The following is a 17,921-nucleotide window of genomic DNA, read 5'->3' as shown; positions in this document are numbered from 1 at the left end:
CTTACAAATATAGATAAAGTCTGACTTTGTGCGCCCCCAGAAAATTGGCGCTGCCGTACAGCGTTACCGCCGAATGTGCGGGAATGGTAACGCTGCGTGGCCTTTCCAGAGGATGCATCTCCAGCCCTCTGGCGTCATACCAGTAAAAACGATAATGAACGGTAACGGGTTTTTGCCTTTCGTTATAAAGCGTTGAGGATGCTGAAGGTTGAATATCAGACGTCGAAAGGACGGGCTTTTCTGCACTGATGCCCGCAGCCAATAAAGATGACTCCATCACCAGCGATTGCTCATCATTCACCGGAATTTCCGGATGTGAACGACAGCCCACCAGCAGTAACAACACCAGAGACACCAGCCCAAAGCATCCTTTTCTCATCGTTACAGACCTTTATGCGCCAGCATTGGTCCCAGCGGACGGCCACCCAACAAGTGCATATGGATGTGGTAAACCTCTTGTCCGCCATGGCGGTTGGTATTCATGATCAGACGATAGCCATCTTCGGCAATACCTTCTTGCTCAGCAATTTTTGCCGCTACGGTGATCATGCGTCCCAGCGCCTGCTCATGCTCAGCTGAGACGTCGTTCACAGTCGGAATGAGGATATTCGGAATGATCAGAATATGCGTTGGCGCTTGCGGCGAAATATCGCGAAACGCCGTTACCAGATCATCCTGGTAGACGATATCGGAGGGGATCTCACGACGAATAATTTTGCTGAATATAGTTTCTTCTGCCACGACATTTTCCTTTTTCAAATAGCCATGCGTTGCGCCATGCTACGCCGCGCCACACTGCGAGTATAGAGTATGGTCGAGTTAAACCTGCTCTTTCAACCTTAACTCACGATTTCTTAAGCAAAAAATCGTTTTGCTGCCGTATATATCGCCATTATTCCCATTTCTGCCTGCGAATGCGCTGAAAAGACATTCTCTGTTTGGTTTACACGACAAATATGAATGCGTATATTTCTCATTTGCATTTACAAACAAAATTATTCGCACACTAAATATAATCGCTCATCACCCTCCTCCGGCATGAGCCTGACGACAACATAAACCATGAGATTTCAAATGCTTTCAACACAATTTAACAGGGATAATCAATATCAAGCCATCACCAAACCGTCACTACTTGCCGGTTGCATAGCACTGGCACTATTACCTTCTGCCGCTTTTGCTGCACCAGCCACTGAAGAAACGGTGATTGTTGAGGGTTCAGCCACAGCTCCAGATGATGGCGAAAATGATTACAGCGTAACGTCTACCTCTGCGGGTACCAAAATGCAGATGACTCAACGTGATATTCCTCAGTCGGTCACTATTATTAGCCAGCAGCGGATGGAAGATCAGCAGTTACAAACGCTGGGCGAAGTGATGGAAAACACGCTGGGGATCAGCAAAAGTCAGGCGGATTCCGATCGTGCTCTTTATTATTCCCGCGGATTCCAGATCGATAACTATATGGTTGATGGTATCCCCACCTATTTTGAATCGCGCTGGAATCTGGGCGATGCACTTTCTGATATGGCACTGTTTGAACGCGTAGAAGTAGTGCGTGGCGCGACAGGACTCATGACCGGGACGGGTAATCCATCTGCGGCAATTGATATGGTTCGAAAACACGCGACCAGTCGTGAATTTAAAGGCGATGTCTCGGCGGAATACGGTAGCTGGAACAAAGAACGGTATGTGGCGGATTTACAAAGCCCACTCACCGAAGACGGTAAAATCCGCGCGCGAATTGTCGGCGGCTACCAGAATAACGACTCATGGCTGGACCGCTACAACAGTGAAAAGACCTTCTTCTCCGGCATTGTCGATGCTGATTTAGGCGATCTTACGACGCTTTCAGCCGGTTACGAATATCAGCGCATTGATGTTAATAGCCCTACCTGGGGCGGTTTACCGCGCTGGAATACTGATGGCAGCAGCAACAGTTACGATCGTGCACGCAGTACCGCACCTGACTGGGCGTACAACGATAAAGAGATCAACAAGGTCTTTATGACCCTGAAGCAGCGGTTTGCTGATACCTGGCAAGCGACACTGAATGCCACCCACTCTGAAGTCGAATTTGACAGCAAAATGATGTATGTCGATGCCTATGTAAACAAAGCGGATGGTATGCTGGTTGGGCCATACAGTAATTATGGACCTGGCTTTGATTATGTCGGCGGCACCGGTTGGAACAGTGGCAAACGTAAAGTTGATGCGCTGGATTTGTTCGCTGACGGTAGTTATGAATTGTTTGGTCGTCAGCACAATCTAATGTTTGGTGGCAGTTACAGCAAACAAAACAATCGTTACTTCAGTTCATGGGCCAACATCTTCCCGGATGAAATTGGCAGTTTCTACAACTTTAATGGCAATTTCCCACAAACCGACTGGTCACCACAGAGCCTGGCACAGGACGATACCACACATATGAAATCGTTATATGCTGCCACTCGAGTCACCCTTGCCGATCCGCTGCATCAGATCCTCGGCGCACGTTATACCAACTGGCGGGTTGATACGCTGACTTACAGCATGGAGAAAAACCACACCACGCCTTACGCTGGTCTGGTGTTTGACATCAATGACAACTGGTCGACCTACGCCAGCTATACCTCTATTTTCCAGCCGCAAAATGATCGTGACAGTTCAGGCAAATATCTGGCTCCAATCACCGGTAACAACTACGAGCTGGGTCTGAAATCGGACTGGATGAATAGCCGTCTGACCACCACGTTAGCCATCTTCCGTATTGAGCAGGATAATGTCGCTCAGTCCACCGGTACACCTATCCCCGGCAGCAACGGCGAAACCGCCTATAAAGCGGTGGATGGGACAGTCAGTAAAGGGGTGGAATTTGAACTCAACGGCGCAATTACCGACAACTGGCAGCTGACATTTGGCGCAACGCGCTATATTGCAGAGGATAACGAAGGAAACGCCGTTAATCCTAATCTGCCACGCACCACGGTTAAAATGTTCACCAGCTATCGGTTGCCTGTCATGCCAGAGTTGACAGTCGGCGGTGGTGTTAACTGGCAAAATCGCGTGTATACCGACACCGTGACACCGTGACACCGTATGGCACCTTCCGCGCCGAGCAAGGTAGCTACGCGCTGGTGGATCTCTTCACCCGCTACCAGGTGACGAAAAACTTCTCGTTACAGGGGAACGTCAATAACCTGTTCGACAAAACCTACGATACCAACATGGAAGGTTCTATCGTCTACGGCGCACCGCGTAATTTCAGCATTACCGGCACGTATCAATTCTGAATAACACCTGTAAAAAAGGCAGCCATCTGGCAGCCTTAGTCTCCCCAACGTCTTACGGATTAGTGGTTACGGATGTACTCATCCATCTCGGTTTTCAGGTTATCGGATTTAGTACCGAAAATCGCCTGAACACCAGAACCCGCAACCACTACGCCCGCTGCGCCCAGTTTCTTCAGGCCAGCCTGATCCACTTTAGACACATCAGCAACGCTGACGCGCAGACGGGTAATACATGCGTCGAGGTTAGTAATGTTTTCTTTACCACCAAATGCAGCAACCAGAGCCGGTGCCATTTCGCTGGTACCTGTTGCTTTTGCATCTTCAGTCGCGTCTTCACGACCCGGCGTTTTCAGATCCAGTGCTTTAATCAGCACGCGGAAGATGGTGTAGTAAACAATCGCATAACCGATACCGACGATCGGGAACAGCCACAGTTTGCTGCTGTTACCAGACAGAACGATAAAGTCGATCAGACCGTGCGAGAACGACGTACCGTCACGCATCCCCAGAAGAATACAGATTGGGAATGCCAGGCCTGCCAGAATCGCGTGGATGATGTACAGGATCGGCGCAACGAACATGAAGAAGAACTCGATCGGCTCGGTGATACCGGTCAGGAACGAGGTCAGCGCCGCGGAGATCATAATACCGCCCACTTTCGCGCGGTTTTCTGGTTTAGCAGAGTGCCAGATAGCAATTGCGGCAGCTGGCAGACCGTACATTTTGAACAGGAAGCCACCAGACAGTTTACCCGCAGTCGGGTCACCCGCCATATAACGCGGAATGTCGCCGTGGAAAACCTGACCTGCTGCGTTGGTGTATTCACCAATCTGCATCTGGAAAGGTACGTTCCAGATGTGGTGCAGACCAAACGGTACCAGGCAACGTTCGATGAAACCGTAAATGCCAAACGCAACTACCGGGTTCTGGTAAGCAGCCCACTGAGAGAAGGTCTGGATTGCAGAACCAATCGGCGGCCAAATGAAGGACAGCACAACGCCAGTAAAGATGGCAGCCAGGCCAGAAATGATCGGCACAAAGCGTTTACCGGCAAAGAAGCCAAGATACTCAGGCAGCTTAATACGGTAGAAACGGTTAAACATGTACGCTGCGATCGCACCGGAGATAATCCCTCCGAGTACGCCAGTATCCGCCAGGTGTTTAGAGGCGATTTCTTCAGCAGGTAAATGCAGTACCAGTGGCGCAACCACGGCCATGGTTTTAACCATGATGCCATAGGCAACAACTGCGGCCAGCGCGGATACGCCATCGTTATTGGTAAAGCCGAGGGCGACACCGATCGCAAAAATCAGTGGCATGTTTGCAAAGACGGAACCGCCTGCTTCTGCCATAACATGCGATACAACGGCGGGCAGCCAGCTGAAATTCGCGGAACCGACGCCCAGCAGAATACCTGCGATAGGTAGTACGGATACCGGCAGCATCAGCGATTTACCGACCTTTTGCAGGTTAGCAAATGCATTCTTAAACATAATTGAGAGTGCTCCTGAGTATGGGTGCTTTTTTTACGTTCTCACGCGTGGCAAGGGGGGAGAGCCTCGCCGTGTACAGGGCATCTAAGCGCCCTTTATTTATTACACAGAGTAAAATAATTCAGTGCCAATTTGTTTGACGGCTATCACGTTTCAACTTCAGATCATTGGAGAAGTTGCACATTTTGACAAAACATATGTCACAATATTTCAAACGCGGTTATTCACCGCCCAATTTTCGGCGGTGAACTTTACTCGTTTTAGCCATTAATTACGAGCTTTAAAAAAACTCATTCAACGGATGGATTGAAGGCGGGAAGCGTCGATGTGAAACAGACGGGCGAAGTTATCGGTGGTTACCTGCGCCAGTTCTTCAACGGCAACACCTTTCAACACAGCCATGTATTCTGCAACGTCACGAACCATCGCAGGTTGATTCTCTTTTCCTCGATGCGGTACCGGCGCAAGGTAAGGTGAGTCAGTTTCCACCAGTAATCGATCCAGGGGGACATAACGCGCAGCATCGCGCAGTTGCTCCGCATTACGGAAGGTCACAATGCCGGAAAAGGAGATGTAAAATCCGAGATCCAGTAATTTACCCGCCGTTTCTCTGTCCTCTGTAAAACAGTGTAGTACGCCACCGCAATCCGTCACTTTTTCTTCGCGCAGAATTGCCAGCGTATCGGCACGGGCGTCACGGGTATGGACGATAACCGGCTTGTTCAGTTCACGACCAATCTGGATATGATGGATGAAGGACTCTTGCTGACGTACTTTAGTTTCCGGTGTGTAATAATAATCCAGCCCGGTTTCACCCAGCGCTACAACACCCTCTTCTGCCGCCAGACGACGTAAATCTTCTACATCGTAGGGATCATTCTGGTTGAGTGGATGCACGCCACAAGAAAATACGACGTTGTCACGTTCGCCTACCAGATCCCGCATATGTAAATAACCCGTTAATGTTGTGGCGACTGCCAGACAAAATTTCACATCGCGTGCGGCGGCTTTCGCCAGAACGTCATCCACGTCCTTATGCAAAGATTCATAATCCAGACCATCGAGATGGCAGTGTGAGTCGACTAAAAACATGATGTCTCTCTTAAAGATGAGGAACCGGTAGCACAACGCCCGGTTGCAGGTAATGCTCAATACGCAGTAAAAGATCGGTGATGAGAAGCTCGCGGTTGATGCCTGTGACAGACATTAACTGTTCACGAATGTGGCAAACATCCCCCAGTATAGCCTGCAGGCGCGAGGGAGAAAGATGGTTTGCCAGTTCGGCGACCAGGCCCGGCACATCAACATTGGTCACCTGTGCAGCGCCATGATGGCGTTTTAGCGCATCCATCAGCAACGTTGCCAGCCAGTGTAAACGCGCCGGAGCTTGTTCATGATTAAGGGCCGCCAGCAGCGAATACCAGTCGCCCGATGGTACGCTATATGCCAACGCCTGACACAATGTTTCACGAGCCTGCCAGTTATCTCCCTGAAACAACGCCAGTGCCGCGCCAGGCGAACCGGCACTTAAGCGCAATGCGGCAAGTAATGCATCCTGTGACATTGTCACTTCGCGTGAAAGCCAGGTCACGGCGTACTGTTCCGGCGGCGGCGCAAGGTAATGTAACCGACAACGACTACGTAATGTTGCCAGTAAACGTTCAGGCTCGCGGGTAGCCAGGAAAAACCAGGTTTCTGCTGGTGGCTCTTCAAGCGTTTTCAGCAATGCGTTAGCCGCGGCGTCGGTCAGTAAGGCAGCATCGGTTACCCAGACAACTTTCGCACCACCTAGGCGTGCGTGCTCATTCAGCTTTTCGGTGACCTCACGTACCGCATCAATGCCCAGCGTATTTTTCCCTTTTTCGGGAGCCAGGGTGTAGTAATCGGGATGCGTGCCAGCCTGCATCAACTGACATCCACGACAGTGACCGCAACTTTTGTGGCCCTGCGGTTGTTGGCAGAGTAAATAACGGCTCAGGGCGTAGATTAAAGCATCATCGCCCATGCCCGGTAACGCCTGAATGAGTAGCGCATGGTGACCTCTTCCGGCCTGATAGCTGGCTACCAGTTTTTCGAAATCAGGTCGTAACCATGGATACCATCTCATGCGTCCAACTCCTTCACCCAGTGGGTCACGGTAGTGCGGATTGCATCCATCACGGCCTCCAGCGGCTGGGTGGCATCAATGGTATGAATACTTTTATCTTGTGCAGCCAGTTCCAGATAGCGGGCGCGGGTGCGATTAAAGAAATCGAAAGACTCTTGCTCAATACGATCCAGCTCGCCGCGCGCACGCGCGCGTTTTAAGCCAACTTCCGGGGTAACATCGAGATAGAGCGTTAAGTCGGGGCGAAAATCCCCGAGAACAGCATCACGCAGTGTTGCCAGCATATGTTGGTCAATACCACGTCCTCCGCCCTGATACGCCTGAGTGGAGAGATCGTGGCGATCGCCAATCACCCAGGTGCCGTTAGCCAGAGCTGGTTTGATGACCGTTTCTACCAGTTGAACGCGCGCGGCATAAAACATCAGAACTTCGGCTTTATCGGTAATGACTTCATCGCCTACCGATTTGATATCCAGCACCAGGCTTCTTAACTTTTCGGCAAGTTGCGTACCGCCAGGTTCCCGAGTGAAAACCATGTCGCGGATACCCAGTTGCTCAAGCGTCTCAACCACCACATTACGCGCGGTAGTTTTGCCTGCGCCTTCCAGCCCCTCAATGACGATATACTTACTGCGCATTTTTTTCCTTAAGCACTTTCAGATAATCCTGCACAGACTTGTTATGGCTGGCAAGATTGGTATTAAACGTGTGACCACCTTTACCATCGGCCACAAAATAGAGATACGGCGTTTTTGCCGGATGCGCAGCAGCCTTCAGCGAATCCGCCCCCGGCGTAGCTATCGCACCTGGCGGCAAACCGGTAATGGTATAGGTGTTATACGCTGTCGGCGTTTCCAGGTCTGCACGAGAAAGTTTGCCATTATAACGCTCTCCCATCCCGTAAATCACGGTTGGGTCGGTCTGCAGGCGCATACCAATGCGTAAACGGTTGATAAATACCGAGGCAACCTGATCGCGTTCACTGGCAACGGCGGTTTCTTTTTCGATAATTGATGCCATCGTCACCAGCTGGTTTTTATCTTTATAAGGCAGACCGTCCGCACGCCCTTCCCAGGCGCTATCGACCGCTTTCACCATTTTCTTGTGCGCTCGCTTGAGTAACGCGACATCGGTGGTATTGGCGGTATACATCCAGGTGTCTGGCCAGAACCAACCTTCAATCCACTCCGGGTTTTCCAGTTCAAGTGCCTGCGCTACGGTGGCGTACTTATCGTCACTCAGCGTGTGCTTGATATACGGAGCCTCACGCAATTGCTTGAGGTAGTCGCTCAGACGCATCCCTTCTACCAGTCGCAGCGGGAACTGTGCTTCTTTACCGCTTTCCAGCAATTTCAGCATCTCGCGCACGGTCATCTGCGGTGTAAAGCGGTAGTCCCGGCTTTAAAGTGAGAAAGATCCGGTTCGATACGCAGCAACCATTGAAAAACCCGTGGGCGATTGATGATCTTATCGGCATAAAGCTGTTCACCAAGCGCCAGACGTCCGGTCCCTGGCTTCAGGGTAAATATCGTCTCTTCTTTGATAAGCAATTTGCTGTCGGCAAGATGGCGAACCTTCCAGACGCCCACACCAGCGGCGATACCCAGTACCACCAGCAATAACAAGATAATCAATAACACTTTTTTCATGACTAATTCGGGCGCTCACAAAGTGGGGCTAAATATTCATATAACGTTGCTGACGAAAAGGAGACATCGCCACAGGCACGTACGGGCATCACTGGCATTAACGCATTACAAATAACCATCTCATCTGCCTGCAACGCCTCTTCCAGAGAGGCTTGCACTTCGACAAGCTGATAAGAGGATTGTGCCAGCAAACGGATACAGAATTGTCGCATAATGCCGTTAACACCTGCCTGATCCAGTCGCGGCGTATAAACTACATTGCTCTTCCGCCAGAACAAATTAGCCGCACAGCATTCCGTAACCCACCCTTCGCTGTCAAGGACCAGCGCCTCATCAGCGTTTGTCTGCTCAAGATGAGAGCGGATCAATACTTGCTCAAGCCGATTAAGATGTTTAATACCTGCAAGATGGGGATTGCGCCCCAGCCGCACCGGGCTTAGCGCCAACGTCATCCCTTCGTTACGCAAACGGTCGTAATGTGCAGGATAAACCGTAATGGAGAGAATCCGCGTTGCCGGTCCACTGTTCAATGTGCTGTACCCTCGCCCGCCACTACCGCGACTGATCACGACTTTCAGCACACCATTTTGCTGTTCTGCTGCCAGCGTTTTCATCTCTTGTTCAAGCTGAGGCCAGAAGTCACAGAAAATCATCAACCGCTGACAAGCATCCTGTAGTCGCTGGATATGCGCCGATAACAAACTGACTTTACCGTCGATAACTCTGGCGGTGGTAAAACAACCATCACCAAACTGCGTTGCCCGATCGCTTACTGCCAGCGATTCCTGCTTATGACCGTTAATTAAGAACATACCGGCTCCTTATCAGAGAATTGTTAGTGTGGCAGCATGTTCACTACGGAACAAGTCGGAATAAAAGCTAAGAAAAAAGGCCCGCAAGCGGACCTTTTATATGGGTGGGAAATGACAACTTAGATCTTTTTAAAGATCAAAGAACCATTAGTGCCACCGAAGCCGAAGGAGTTACACAGCGTGTATTCCATTCCGCTGACCTGACGTGCTTCATGCGGTACGAAATCCAGATCGCAACCTTCATCCAGGTTATCCAGGTTGATGGTTGGCGGAACAGCCTGATCGCGCAGCGCCAGGATGGAGTAGATAGACTCTACTGCCCCCGCCGCACCTAACAGGTGACCGGTCATAGATTTCGTGGAGCTTACCAACACACGGCTTGCAGCTTCACCGAAGATGGCTTTCACCGCCTGCGCTTCAGCTTTATCGCCAGCCGGCGTAGAAGTACCGTGCGCGTTAACGTAGCCAATCTGACTCGCTTCAATGCCTGCATCACGCAGAGCATTTGCCATTGCCAGAGCTGCGCCTGCGCCATTTTCTGGCGGTGACGTCATATGATAAGCATCGCTGCTCATACCAAAGCCGACGAGTTCAGCGTAAATTTTCGCACCGCGTTTTTTCGCGTGTTCGTACTCTTCTAGTACCAGCATACCGGCACCATCGCCCAGTACGAAGCCATCACGCTCTTTATCCCACGGGCGGCTCGCCGCTTGCGGGTTATCATTGCGGGTAGATAATGCACGTGCCGCGCCAAAACCACCAACGCCCAGCGGCGTACTGGCTTTCTCTGCGCCACCTGCAACCATCACGTCAGCATCGCCATACGCGATAATACGCGCAGCATGACCAATGTTGTGCACGCCGGAAGTACAGGCGGTCGCGATAGAGATGCTTGGGCCACGCAGGCCATACATGATAGTCAGATGACCTGCCACCATGTTCACAATCGTTGACGGAACGAAGAATGGGCTGATCTTACGTGGACCACCGTTCATCAGAGATGTGTGGTTTTCTTCGATCAGTCCGAGGCCGCCAATCCCGGAGCCAATTGCGGCACCAATGCGGGTTGCGTTCTCTTCCGTTATTTCAAGGCCAGAATCCTGCATGGCCTGAACGCCAGCGACAATTCCATATTGAATGAAGGCATCCATCTTGCGCTGTTCTTTGCGCGAGATAATGTCCTCACAGTTAAAATCCTTTACTAAGCCAGCAAATTTCGTTGCATAGGCGCTAGTATCGAAATGGTCGATTAGGCTGATGCCACTCTGACCGGCAAGCAGAGCTTTCCAGGTAGACTCTACGGTATTGCCGACAGGAGACAACATGCCCAGTCCGGTCACAACTACACGACGCTTAGACACGTTTGTCCTCCAGGGAGGGAAAAAATGATTCTAGTGGGACAAAAAGATAAAACTCAGGCGGTCGAACGACCGCCTGGAGATGTTCACTTACGCCTGGTGGCCGTTGATGTAATCAATGGCAGCCTGAACGGTGGTGATTTTCTCAGCTTCTTCGTCCGGAATCTCAGTATCAAACTCTTCTTCCAGAGCCATTACCAGCTCAACGGTGTCAAGAGAATCCGCGCCCAGGTCTTCAACGAAAGAAGCATTGTTGGTAACTTCTTCCTGCTTAACGCCCAGCTGTTCGCCGATAATTTTCTTAACGCGTTCTTCGATAGTGCTCATACTCTTAAATTTCCTATCAAAACTCGCTTTCGCGATGGTTTTCGTAGTGTATAAAATGTTGAAAAATTTGCAACTAAATCCCGGCAGGTCTTACCACGATTTTACGTTATTTTGAGGCCTTACCCCCCAATAACGCAAATCATTTTGCACTAATTATTACTCATAACCACGCAGACTGCGCGCAACATGAGCATTTTGTGCAAATCGCGGTCAGACCATGTACATCCCGCCGTTCACATGCAAAGTTTCACCCGTGATGTAAGCTGCTTCGTCGGATGCCAGGAATGCAACCGCGTTGGCGATTTCCTGTGCGCCGCCGAGGCGACCCGCAGGAACCTGCGCCAGGATACCCGCACGCTGGTCATCGCTCAGCGCACGTGTCATGTCCGTTTCAATAAAGCCCGGAGCAACAACGTTTACAGTAATACCGCGTGACGCAACTTCGCGCGCCAGTGATTTACTGAAGCCGATCAAGCCCGCTTTCGCCGCAGCGTAGTTGGCCTGACCGCCATTTCCCATGGTACCAACCACAGAACCGATAGTGATAATACGACCATGACGCTTTTTCATCATAGCGCGCATTACCGCTTTTGACAGACGGAAAACAGATGAAAGGTTGGTTTCGATAATATCGTTCCACTCTTCATCTTTCATTCGCATTAACAGGTTATCACGAGTGATACCGGCATTATTGACCAGGATATCCACTTCACCAAATTCTGCGCGAATTTTTTCCAGAACAGATTCGATAGATGCCGGGTCGGTCACATTCAACATCAGACCTTTGCCGTTAGCACCTAAATAATCACTGATCGCCTGAGCGCCATTTTCACTGGTCGCAGTGCCAATAACTTTCGCGCCACGGGCTGCGAGCGTTTCAGCAATTGCGCGGCCAATTCCGCGGCTTGCACCGGTTACCAGTGCGATTTTTCCTTCAAAATTCATGATTTTCCTCTTTTAAAGCTCGAGCGCCGCTGCCATCGCTGAAGGTTCGTTCAGCGCCGAGGCGGTCAGGGTGTCGACAATGCGTTTCGTCAGGCCAGTTAGCACTTTGCCCGGGCCGACTTCATAGAGATGTTCTACGCCTTGCGCTGCCATGTACTCAACAGACTTCGTCCACTGAACCGGGTTATACAACTGACGTACCAGTGCGTCACGAATGGCATCACCATTGGTTTCGCATTTCACATCAACGTTATTCACAACAGGAACTGTTGGTGCGTTAAAGGTGATTTTCGCTAATTCTACTGCCAGTTTGTCGGCTGCTGGTTTCATCAGCGCACAGTGAGACGGTACGCTCACTGGTAACGGCAGCGCGCGTTTTGCGCCCGCAGCTTTACAGGCAGCGCCAGCACGCTCAACCGCCTCTTTATGACCGGCAATAACCACCTGTCCCGGAGAGTTAAAGTTTACCGGAGAAACGACCTGACCTTCTGCAGCTTCTTCACACGCTTTCGCAATAGACGCATCATCCAGACCGATGATTGCCGCCATAGCGCCCGTGCCTTCTGGTACGGCTTCTTGCATGAACTTGCCGCGCATCTCAACCAGACGCACCGCATCAGCGAAATCAATCACGCCAGCGCAAACCAACGCGGAGTATTCCCCCAGGCTGTGACCGGCCATCATTGCCGGTGCTTTACCGCCCTGCTGCTGCCATACGCGATACAGCGCAACAGATGCAGTCAACAGCGCTGGCTGGGTTTGCCAGGTTTTATTCAGTTCTTCAGCTGGCCCCTGCTGGGTCAGCGCCCACAGGTCGTAGCCCAGCGCCGCAGAAGCTTCAGCAAACGTTTCTTCGACAATTGGATAGCTCGCCGCCATATCAGCCAGCATTCCAACGGTTTGAGAACCCTGTCCAGGGAACACAAATGCAAATTGCGTCATGTTTTAATCCTTATCCTAGAAACGAACCAGCGCGGAGCCCCAGGTGAATCCACCGCCAAAGGCTTCAAGCAGAACCAACTGCCCCGGCTTAATGCGCCCGTCGCGTACAGCTTCATCCAGCGCGCACGGGACAGAGGCCGCAGAGGTATTACCGTGGCGATCCAGCGTCACCACGACATTGTCCATAGACATACCGAGTTTTTTCGCCGTTGCACTGATAATACGCAGGTTAGCCTGATGCGGAACCAGCCAGTCCAGTTGAGAACGGTCAAGATTATTCGCCGCCAGCGTCTCATCAACGATGTGCGCCAGTTCCGTTACCGCAACCTTGAAGACTTCGTTGCCCGCCATCGTCAGATGAATTGAATTCTCTGGATTCACGCGGTCGGCGTTTGGCAGCGTCAGCAATTCACCATAACTACCGTCGGCATGCAGATGGGTGGAGATGATTCCCGGCTCTTCAGAGGCAGCCAGCACCGCAGCGCCCGCGCCATCGCCAAAAATAATAATAGTCCCACGATCTGTTGGATCGCAGGTGCGCGCCAGTACATCGGAACCGACGACCAGAGCATACTTCACCGCCCCAGATTTCACGTATTGATCGGCTACGCTTAATGCATAGGTGAAACCTGCGCAGGCTGCTGCAACGTCAAATGCCGGGCAACCTTTAATGCCCAACATGCTTTGAATCTGACAAGCTGCGCTCGGGAAAGCGTGCGTAGCAGAAGTCGTTGCCACAACGATCAGGCCAATCTGGTCTTTCTCAATGCCCGCCATCTCAATTGCGCGTGTCGCCGCTTCAAAGCCCATGGTTGAAACGGTTTCGTTTGGCGCGGCAATGTGGCGTTCGCGGATACCGGTACGAGTGACAATCCACTCGTCAGAGGTGTCCACCATTTTTTCCAAATCGGCGTTTGTCCGCACTTGTTCGGGCAGATAGCTGCCAGTACCAATAATCTTCGTATACATGTACGCTCAGTCACTTTTCGGTTATATACCGTCACTTGCAAACTGCGAGTTCGCTGGCAGCGTCCTGCTACCGCAGAGTTCCGCTTTTGCCACCGTCCAGCAGCTCAAAACCAGCTGGGTATACAGATTCCAGGCGAGCGGCAATTCGCTGAGGAACTTGTCGCTGCACCGCCTGCACTGCCTGTTCAATCGCGACCGCAAAAGCTCGCTGATTGGCTGCACCATGACTTTTTATCACCGTGCCGCGCAATCCTAACAGACAGGCGCCGTTATACTGGTCGGGGTTGAGGTGACTGAATCGCCTCGTCAGGCTCTTTTGTAGCCAACGCTTTAATAACAGTAGCCACCACGACCGTTTTTTCCCTTCACCCTGAGATTTCAGCAGAGAAAGGAACATCCTGACAACACCTTCCATCGTCTTTAACGTGACATTTCCTGTAAAGCCGTCACAAACCAGCACATCTGTCTTGCCAGTTAACAACTCATTGGCTTCAAGATAGCCGATATAATTGATAGAAGGGATTGTTTTAAGCACCGCTGAGGCATCCCGAATACTGTCGAGACCCTTTACTTCTTCTTCACCAATATTGAGCAACGCCACGCGAGGATTGGGAATTTCCACCACCTCTTCAGCCAGAACTGAGCCCATAATGGCAAATTGCACCAACATTGTGCTGTCACAATCGACGTTGGCCCCTAAATCGAGGACCACCGTTTTGCCCTTTTGCTGATGTGGTAATACCGTCACCAGCGCCGGACGCTCAATCCCCTCCAAGGGCTTGAGTAATAATTTTGCCAGCCCCATCAGTGCCCCGGTATTACCGGCACTGACACAGGCTTGCGCTCGACCTTCTTTCACCAGCTCCAGGGTCATACGCATTGAACTCCCACGACTAGCGCGGATAGCTTGCGAAGGCCGGGCATCACTGGCGATAACTGACTGCGCAGGAATAATCTGCAGACGCGAACGTTGTTCAAAGTCAGCTTTAGCAAGTAATGGCGTGATGGCGTCGGGATTGCCGACTAAAAGAAGAGTGAGTTGCGAATTAGAATTCAGTGCCTGCAATGCTGCAGGCACTGTCACGGAAGGGCCAAAATCCCCTCCCATGACATCTAACGCCAGGGTTAGACGTGTCAAGGTATCGTCGCCGCCCGGTTTGGTCTTTCCCCAGTTGCCTGGGGAAAATCCTCACTAAGCTTCATCACGCAGACGCGTGATTACTTAGCGATGACCTTGCGGCCGCGGTAGTAACCGTCGGCAGTGATATGGTGACGCAGGTGTTTTTCACCAGAAGTTTTGTCTACAGACAGGCTGGTGACTGCGGTCAGCGCGTCATGGGAACGACGCATGCCACGTTTGGAACGGGTTGGTTTATTCTGTTGTACGGCCATGGACCTTACTCCTCAATTACGGTTTATCCCCGATCCAACGGGGAGCACCAATTACTTACGCTTTAAGCTGGCTAATACGGCAAATGGGTTTGGCTTTTGCACTTCTTCAGGCAGTTCACCAAAGACCATGTCCGCTTCGGACACTTCACAGTGTTCAGAATCATGCACCGGAACTACCGGCAAGGCGAGGATGATTTCATCTTCAACCATTGCAAGCAGATCGATTTCACCGAATTCGTTAACCTCAATCGGTTCATACGCTTCCGGCAGTGCTTCAGCCTGTTCGTCTGAACGCACAGGACTAAAACAATACGTTGTGTAGACCTGATGAGTAAACGGCTTCCCGCAACGCTGACACTCGAGCGTTACCGTCACCTTCGCATCGCCGTTTAACACTGCGAGACGTTGGTTATCGATAGCGCACGACATGGAGCATTCCACATCACTGTCCACACTGACCACGGATTCGGCGACGCGCTCAACCTGATCAGGGGTATAGATACCCTGGTAATCAAGGCGTTTTTGAGCCGTACGAACCGGATCGAGAGTCAGGGGTAATTTTACCTTTTGCATAGGGCGCGCATATTAACTTTGTAACGTCATAGAGTCAAAGAAAAAGGCAGCCTGTGGTTGCCTTTTGCCAATAATTCGCACACATTGCGGGTTACTGCTTTATTTTCGTTCAGTGCTGATAACGAACATCAACCTGCAAAACGAAGCGCATAGTTTAAAATGGCTATCATCAATACGCTATATCTGATGGAAAAAAATATGCCTAAACTTATTTTAGCCTCCACCTCGCCATGGCGTCGCGCTCTTCTGGAAAAACTGCAAATCTCTTTTGAATGTGCAGCACCAGAGGTCGACGAAACCCCACGCAGCGACGAATCACCGCGACAGTTGGTGCTTCGACTGGCACAAGAAAAAGCGCAATCTCTGGCGTCACGTTATCCGGATCATTTAATTATTGGTTCAGACCAGGTATGTGTTCTTGATGGCGAAATCACCGGTAAACCGTTAACGGAAGAAAATGCCCGTCTGCAATTACGCAAAGCCAGCGGCAATATCGTCACCTTCTATACTGGACTGGCGTTGTTTAATTCGGCGAATGGGTATCTACAAACAGAAGTGGAGCCTTTTGACGTCCATTTCCGTCACCTGAGCGAGGCGGAGATTGATAATTACGTGCGTAAGGAGCATCCCCTGCACTGCGCGGGTAGCTTTAAGAGTGAAGGATTTGGCATTACGCTGTTTGAGCGTTTAGAGGGACGTGACCCTAACACGCTGGTTGGTTTACCGCTAATCGCGCTGTGTCAGATGTTACGTCGGGAAGGGAAAAACCCGCTGATGGGATAGTTGTTTGCGCCGGATGCGGTTACGTCGCATCCGGCAATCGGTGCAGGCGGCCTGATGCGGCGTAAACGCCTTATCAGGCCAACCGCCCATTATCAGGCTTATATGCTTGTATTAGCGCGCGTTACGCAGCTTTTGCAAACAACGCTTCAAACCTTCATCCATCGGCGCTTCGATACGCATCACCTCACCGGTCCCCGGATGGGTAAACTTCAACGCTGCGGCGTGCAGGAACAGACGATTTAATCCCGTGCCTGCTTCAGTGAGCTGTCTGTCAAATTCACGGTCACCGTAGCGATCGTCAAAGGCAATCGGATGACCCGCATACTGTGTATGCACACGGATCTGATGAGTACGTCCGGTTACCGGGCTACAACGCACCAGGGTGGCAAATGCATAGCGTTCTTCCACTTTAAAGCGTGTTTCCGACGGTTTGCCTTCCTGACTGACACGCACGATACGTTCGCCGCTTTGCAGAATATTTTTCAATAACGGCGCTTGAACGCTCTTCACATGCGACTGCCACTGACTGCGCACCAGCGCCAGGTAATCTTTTTGCATTCCTTTTTCACGTAATTGCTCATGCAGAGAACGCAACGCCGAGCGTTTTTTCGCTACCAGCAACACACCTGAAGTGTCCCGGTCGAGACGATGAACCAGTTCAAGGAACCGCGCTTCCGGGCGCAACGCCCGCAAACCTTCGATAACGCCGAAGCTTAAACCACTGCCGCCATGTACCGCCGTACCGGAAGGTTTATTCAGCACCAGGATATGATCATCTTCATATAAGATGACGTCCGCCAGCGCCGCCACCTTTTGCAGATGTGGCGAAACCGCCTCTTCTTCCCGCTCAGCAACGCGAACCGGTGGGATACGCACCTCATCACCCGCTTCGAGTTTATATTCAGGCTTAATACGTTTTTTGTTCACCCGCACTTCGCCTTTACGCAAAATACGGTAAATCATACTTTTTGGTACGCCTTTCAATTGGGTACGCAAAAAGTTGTCGATACGTTGCCCCGCTTCGTCAGCGGTGATAGCAACAATTTTTACGGATGGAGTCTCTGTTTTCATGGTGGGCGATTCTAATTAGCCAACAGGATTCGCGCCACTCATTTTTCTATGCTTATATTTAGTTTTACACCTTATTACTTCACTACGTGATCACTTTATTGATGGTTATTAAACCAATCACCAGCAAGAAGTGAAAATGTAATGAACGCATCCCACACAATTAAACACGGAGCAGTATGATGGTTAAAAGGGTGAAACTGGCAGGTGTGGAGCCTCGCAGATTTCCGG

At 51.0% G+C, this 17,921-nt stretch carries 17 protein-coding genes and 2 pseudogenes; 2 read left to right on the top strand and 17 right to left on the bottom strand.

Features of this window, described 5'->3' with window-relative positions:
• Position 1 precedes the first annotated feature (1 nt).
• Together BFF42_RS00835 and hinT are read right to left on the bottom strand one after the other, a co-directional pair.
• Positions 2-379 (bottom strand): YcfL family putative periplasmic lipoprotein, encoded by a 378-nt coding sequence (locus BFF42_RS00835; protein ID WP_001225298.1) that lies wholly within the window; start codon positions 377-379, stop codon positions 2-4.
• Between the two features lie 2 nt (positions 380-381).
• Positions 382-741, bottom strand: coding sequence for a purine nucleoside phosphoramidase (hinT, locus tag BFF42_RS00830; protein WP_000807125.1), 360 nt, complete (start codon positions 739-741; stop codon positions 382-384).
• Between the two features lie 333 nt (positions 742-1,074).
• On the opposite strand from hinT, the pseudogene fhuE reads away from it, so the two are divergent.
• A pseudogene (gene fhuE, locus BFF42_RS00825) lies at positions 1,075-3,272 on the top strand (ferric-rhodotorulic acid/ferric-coprogen receptor FhuE).
• A 59-nt stretch (positions 3,273-3,331) separates the two neighbouring features.
• Here the strand turns inward: fhuE and ptsG are convergent.
• From ptsG to yceD, 14 genes and pseudogenes are all read right to left on the bottom strand, one after another.
• Positions 3,332-4,765: a PTS glucose transporter subunit IIBC gene (gene ptsG, locus BFF42_RS00820; RefSeq protein WP_000475710.1), complete on the bottom strand. Its 1,434-nt coding sequence runs from the start codon at positions 4,763-4,765 to the stop codon at positions 3,332-3,334.
• Positions 4,766-5,059: 294 nt separating this feature from the next.
• Entirely contained in the window at positions 5,060-5,857 is a 798-nt protein-coding gene (locus tag BFF42_RS00815; protein ID WP_000480257.1) for a metal-dependent hydrolase, read from the bottom strand.
• Positions 5,858-5,867: 10 nt separating this feature from the next.
• Positions 5,868-6,872, bottom strand: a complete 1,005-nt coding sequence (holB, locus tag BFF42_RS00810; protein WP_001267941.1) for a DNA polymerase III subunit delta' — start codon at positions 6,870-6,872, stop codon at positions 5,868-5,870.
• Positions 6,869-7,510, bottom strand: coding sequence for a dTMP kinase (gene tmk, locus BFF42_RS00805; protein ID WP_001257000.1), 642 nt, complete (start codon positions 7,508-7,510; stop codon positions 6,869-6,871). The genes holB and tmk overlap by 4 nt, the downstream gene beginning before the upstream one ends.
• Positions 7,500-8,521, bottom strand: a pseudogene (gene yceG, locus BFF42_RS00800) (cell division protein YceG). Before yceG ends, tmk begins: the two are co-directional and overlap by 11 nt.
• Positions 8,522-8,523: 2 nt before the next feature.
• A complete protein-coding gene (pabC, locus tag BFF42_RS00795) occupies positions 8,524-9,333 on the bottom strand; it encodes an aminodeoxychorismate lyase (RefSeq protein ID WP_000478672.1) in 810 nt (269 codons plus the stop codon).
• 119 nt (positions 9,334-9,452) lie between these two features.
• Positions 9,453-10,694, bottom strand: coding sequence for a beta-ketoacyl-ACP synthase II (gene fabF / locus BFF42_RS00790; protein WP_000044676.1), 1,242 nt, complete (start codon positions 10,692-10,694; stop codon positions 9,453-9,455).
• 87 nt (positions 10,695-10,781) lie between these two features.
• Positions 10,782-11,018 (bottom strand): acyl carrier protein, encoded by a 237-nt coding sequence (acpP, locus tag BFF42_RS00785; RefSeq protein ID WP_000103754.1) that lies wholly within the window; start codon positions 11,016-11,018, stop codon positions 10,782-10,784.
• Positions 11,019-11,228: 210 nt separating this feature from the next.
• Complete coding sequence (gene fabG, locus BFF42_RS00780) at positions 11,229-11,963, bottom strand: 3-oxoacyl-ACP reductase FabG (protein ID WP_001008535.1); 735 nt, start codon at positions 11,961-11,963, stop codon at positions 11,229-11,231.
• 12 nt (positions 11,964-11,975) lie between these two features.
• On the bottom strand, positions 11,976-12,905 hold the full coding sequence (gene fabD, locus BFF42_RS00775; protein WP_000191372.1) for an ACP S-malonyltransferase: 930 nt from the start codon (positions 12,903-12,905) through the stop codon (positions 11,976-11,978).
• 15 nt (positions 12,906-12,920) lie between these two features.
• Positions 12,921-13,874, bottom strand: coding sequence for a beta-ketoacyl-ACP synthase III (fabH, locus tag BFF42_RS00770; protein WP_000288132.1), 954 nt, complete (start codon positions 13,872-13,874; stop codon positions 12,921-12,923).
• A 67-nt stretch (positions 13,875-13,941) separates the two neighbouring features.
• Complete coding sequence (plsX, locus tag BFF42_RS00765; protein WP_000197574.1) at positions 13,942-15,012, bottom strand: phosphate acyltransferase PlsX; 1,071 nt, start codon at positions 15,010-15,012, stop codon at positions 13,942-13,944.
• An 80-nt stretch (positions 15,013-15,092) separates the two neighbouring features.
• Complete coding sequence (gene rpmF / locus BFF42_RS00760) at positions 15,093-15,266, bottom strand: 50S ribosomal protein L32 (protein WP_000290727.1); 174 nt, start codon at positions 15,264-15,266, stop codon at positions 15,093-15,095.
• 51 nt (positions 15,267-15,317) lie between these two features.
• Positions 15,318-15,839, bottom strand: coding sequence for a 23S rRNA accumulation protein YceD (yceD, locus tag BFF42_RS00755; protein WP_146759018.1), 522 nt, complete (start codon positions 15,837-15,839; stop codon positions 15,318-15,320).
• Between the two features lie 198 nt (positions 15,840-16,037).
• Between yceD and yceF the strand changes: the two genes are divergently transcribed.
• Complete coding sequence (yceF, locus tag BFF42_RS00750; protein ID WP_024258620.1) at positions 16,038-16,622, top strand: 7-methyl-GTP pyrophosphatase; 585 nt, start codon at positions 16,038-16,040, stop codon at positions 16,620-16,622.
• 111 nt (positions 16,623-16,733) lie between these two features.
• Here the strand turns inward: yceF and rluC are convergent, their stop codons facing one another.
• Positions 16,734-17,693, bottom strand: coding sequence for a 23S rRNA pseudouridine(955/2504/2580) synthase RluC (gene rluC / locus BFF42_RS00745; protein WP_000846351.1), 960 nt, complete (start codon positions 17,691-17,693; stop codon positions 16,734-16,736).
• Positions 17,694-17,921: the final 228 nt, after the last annotated feature.

The sequence above is a fragment of the Shigella sp. FC1661 genome (genome assembly GCF_001712525.1).
Lineage (GTDB): Bacteria > Pseudomonadota > Gammaproteobacteria > Enterobacterales > Enterobacteriaceae > Escherichia > Escherichia coli.
This window is presented reverse-complemented; position numbering and strand designations above follow the sequence as displayed.

Coding starts and splice junctions, on each gene's coding strand:
- yceF (WP_024258620.1), top strand. CDS start 16,038: ATGCCTAAACTTATTTTAGCCTCCACCTCGCCATGGCGTCGCGCTCTT.
- tmk (WP_001257000.1), bottom strand. CDS start 7,510: ATGCGCAGTAAGTATATCGTCATTGAGGGGCTGGAAGGCGCAGGCAAA.
- fabD (WP_000191372.1), bottom strand. CDS start 12,905: ATGACGCAATTTGCATTTGTGTTCCCTGGACAGGGTTCTCAAACCGTT.
- pabC (WP_000478672.1), bottom strand. CDS start 9,333: ATGTTCTTAATTAACGGTCATAAGCAGGAATCGCTGGCAGTAAGCGAT.
- rpmF (WP_000290727.1), bottom strand. CDS start 15,266: ATGGCCGTACAACAGAATAAACCAACCCGTTCCAAACGTGGCATGCGT.
- BFF42_RS00815 (WP_000480257.1), bottom strand. CDS start 5,857: ATGTTTTTAGTCGACTCACACTGCCATCTCGATGGTCTGGATTATGAA.
- acpP (WP_000103754.1), bottom strand. CDS start 11,018: ATGAGCACTATCGAAGAACGCGTTAAGAAAATTATCGGCGAACAGCTG.
- holB (WP_001267941.1), bottom strand. CDS start 6,872: ATGAGATGGTATCCATGGTTACGACCTGATTTCGAAAAACTGGTAGCC.
- rluC (WP_000846351.1), bottom strand. CDS start 17,693: ATGAAAACAGAGACTCCATCCGTAAAAATTGTTGCTATCACCGCTGAC.
- BFF42_RS00835 (WP_001225298.1), bottom strand. CDS start 379: ATGAGAAAAGGATGCTTTGGGCTGGTGTCTCTGGTGTTGTTACTGCTG.
- fabG (WP_001008535.1), bottom strand. CDS start 11,963: ATGAATTTTGAAGGAAAAATCGCACTGGTAACCGGTGCAAGCCGCGGA.
- fabH (WP_000288132.1), bottom strand. CDS start 13,874: ATGTATACGAAGATTATTGGTACTGGCAGCTATCTGCCCGAACAAGTG.
- yceD (WP_146759018.1), bottom strand. CDS start 15,839: ATGCAAAAGGTAAAATTACCCCTGACTCTCGATCCGGTTCGTACGGCT.
- ptsG (WP_000475710.1), bottom strand. CDS start 4,765: ATGTTTAAGAATGCATTTGCTAACCTGCAAAAGGTCGGTAAATCGCTG.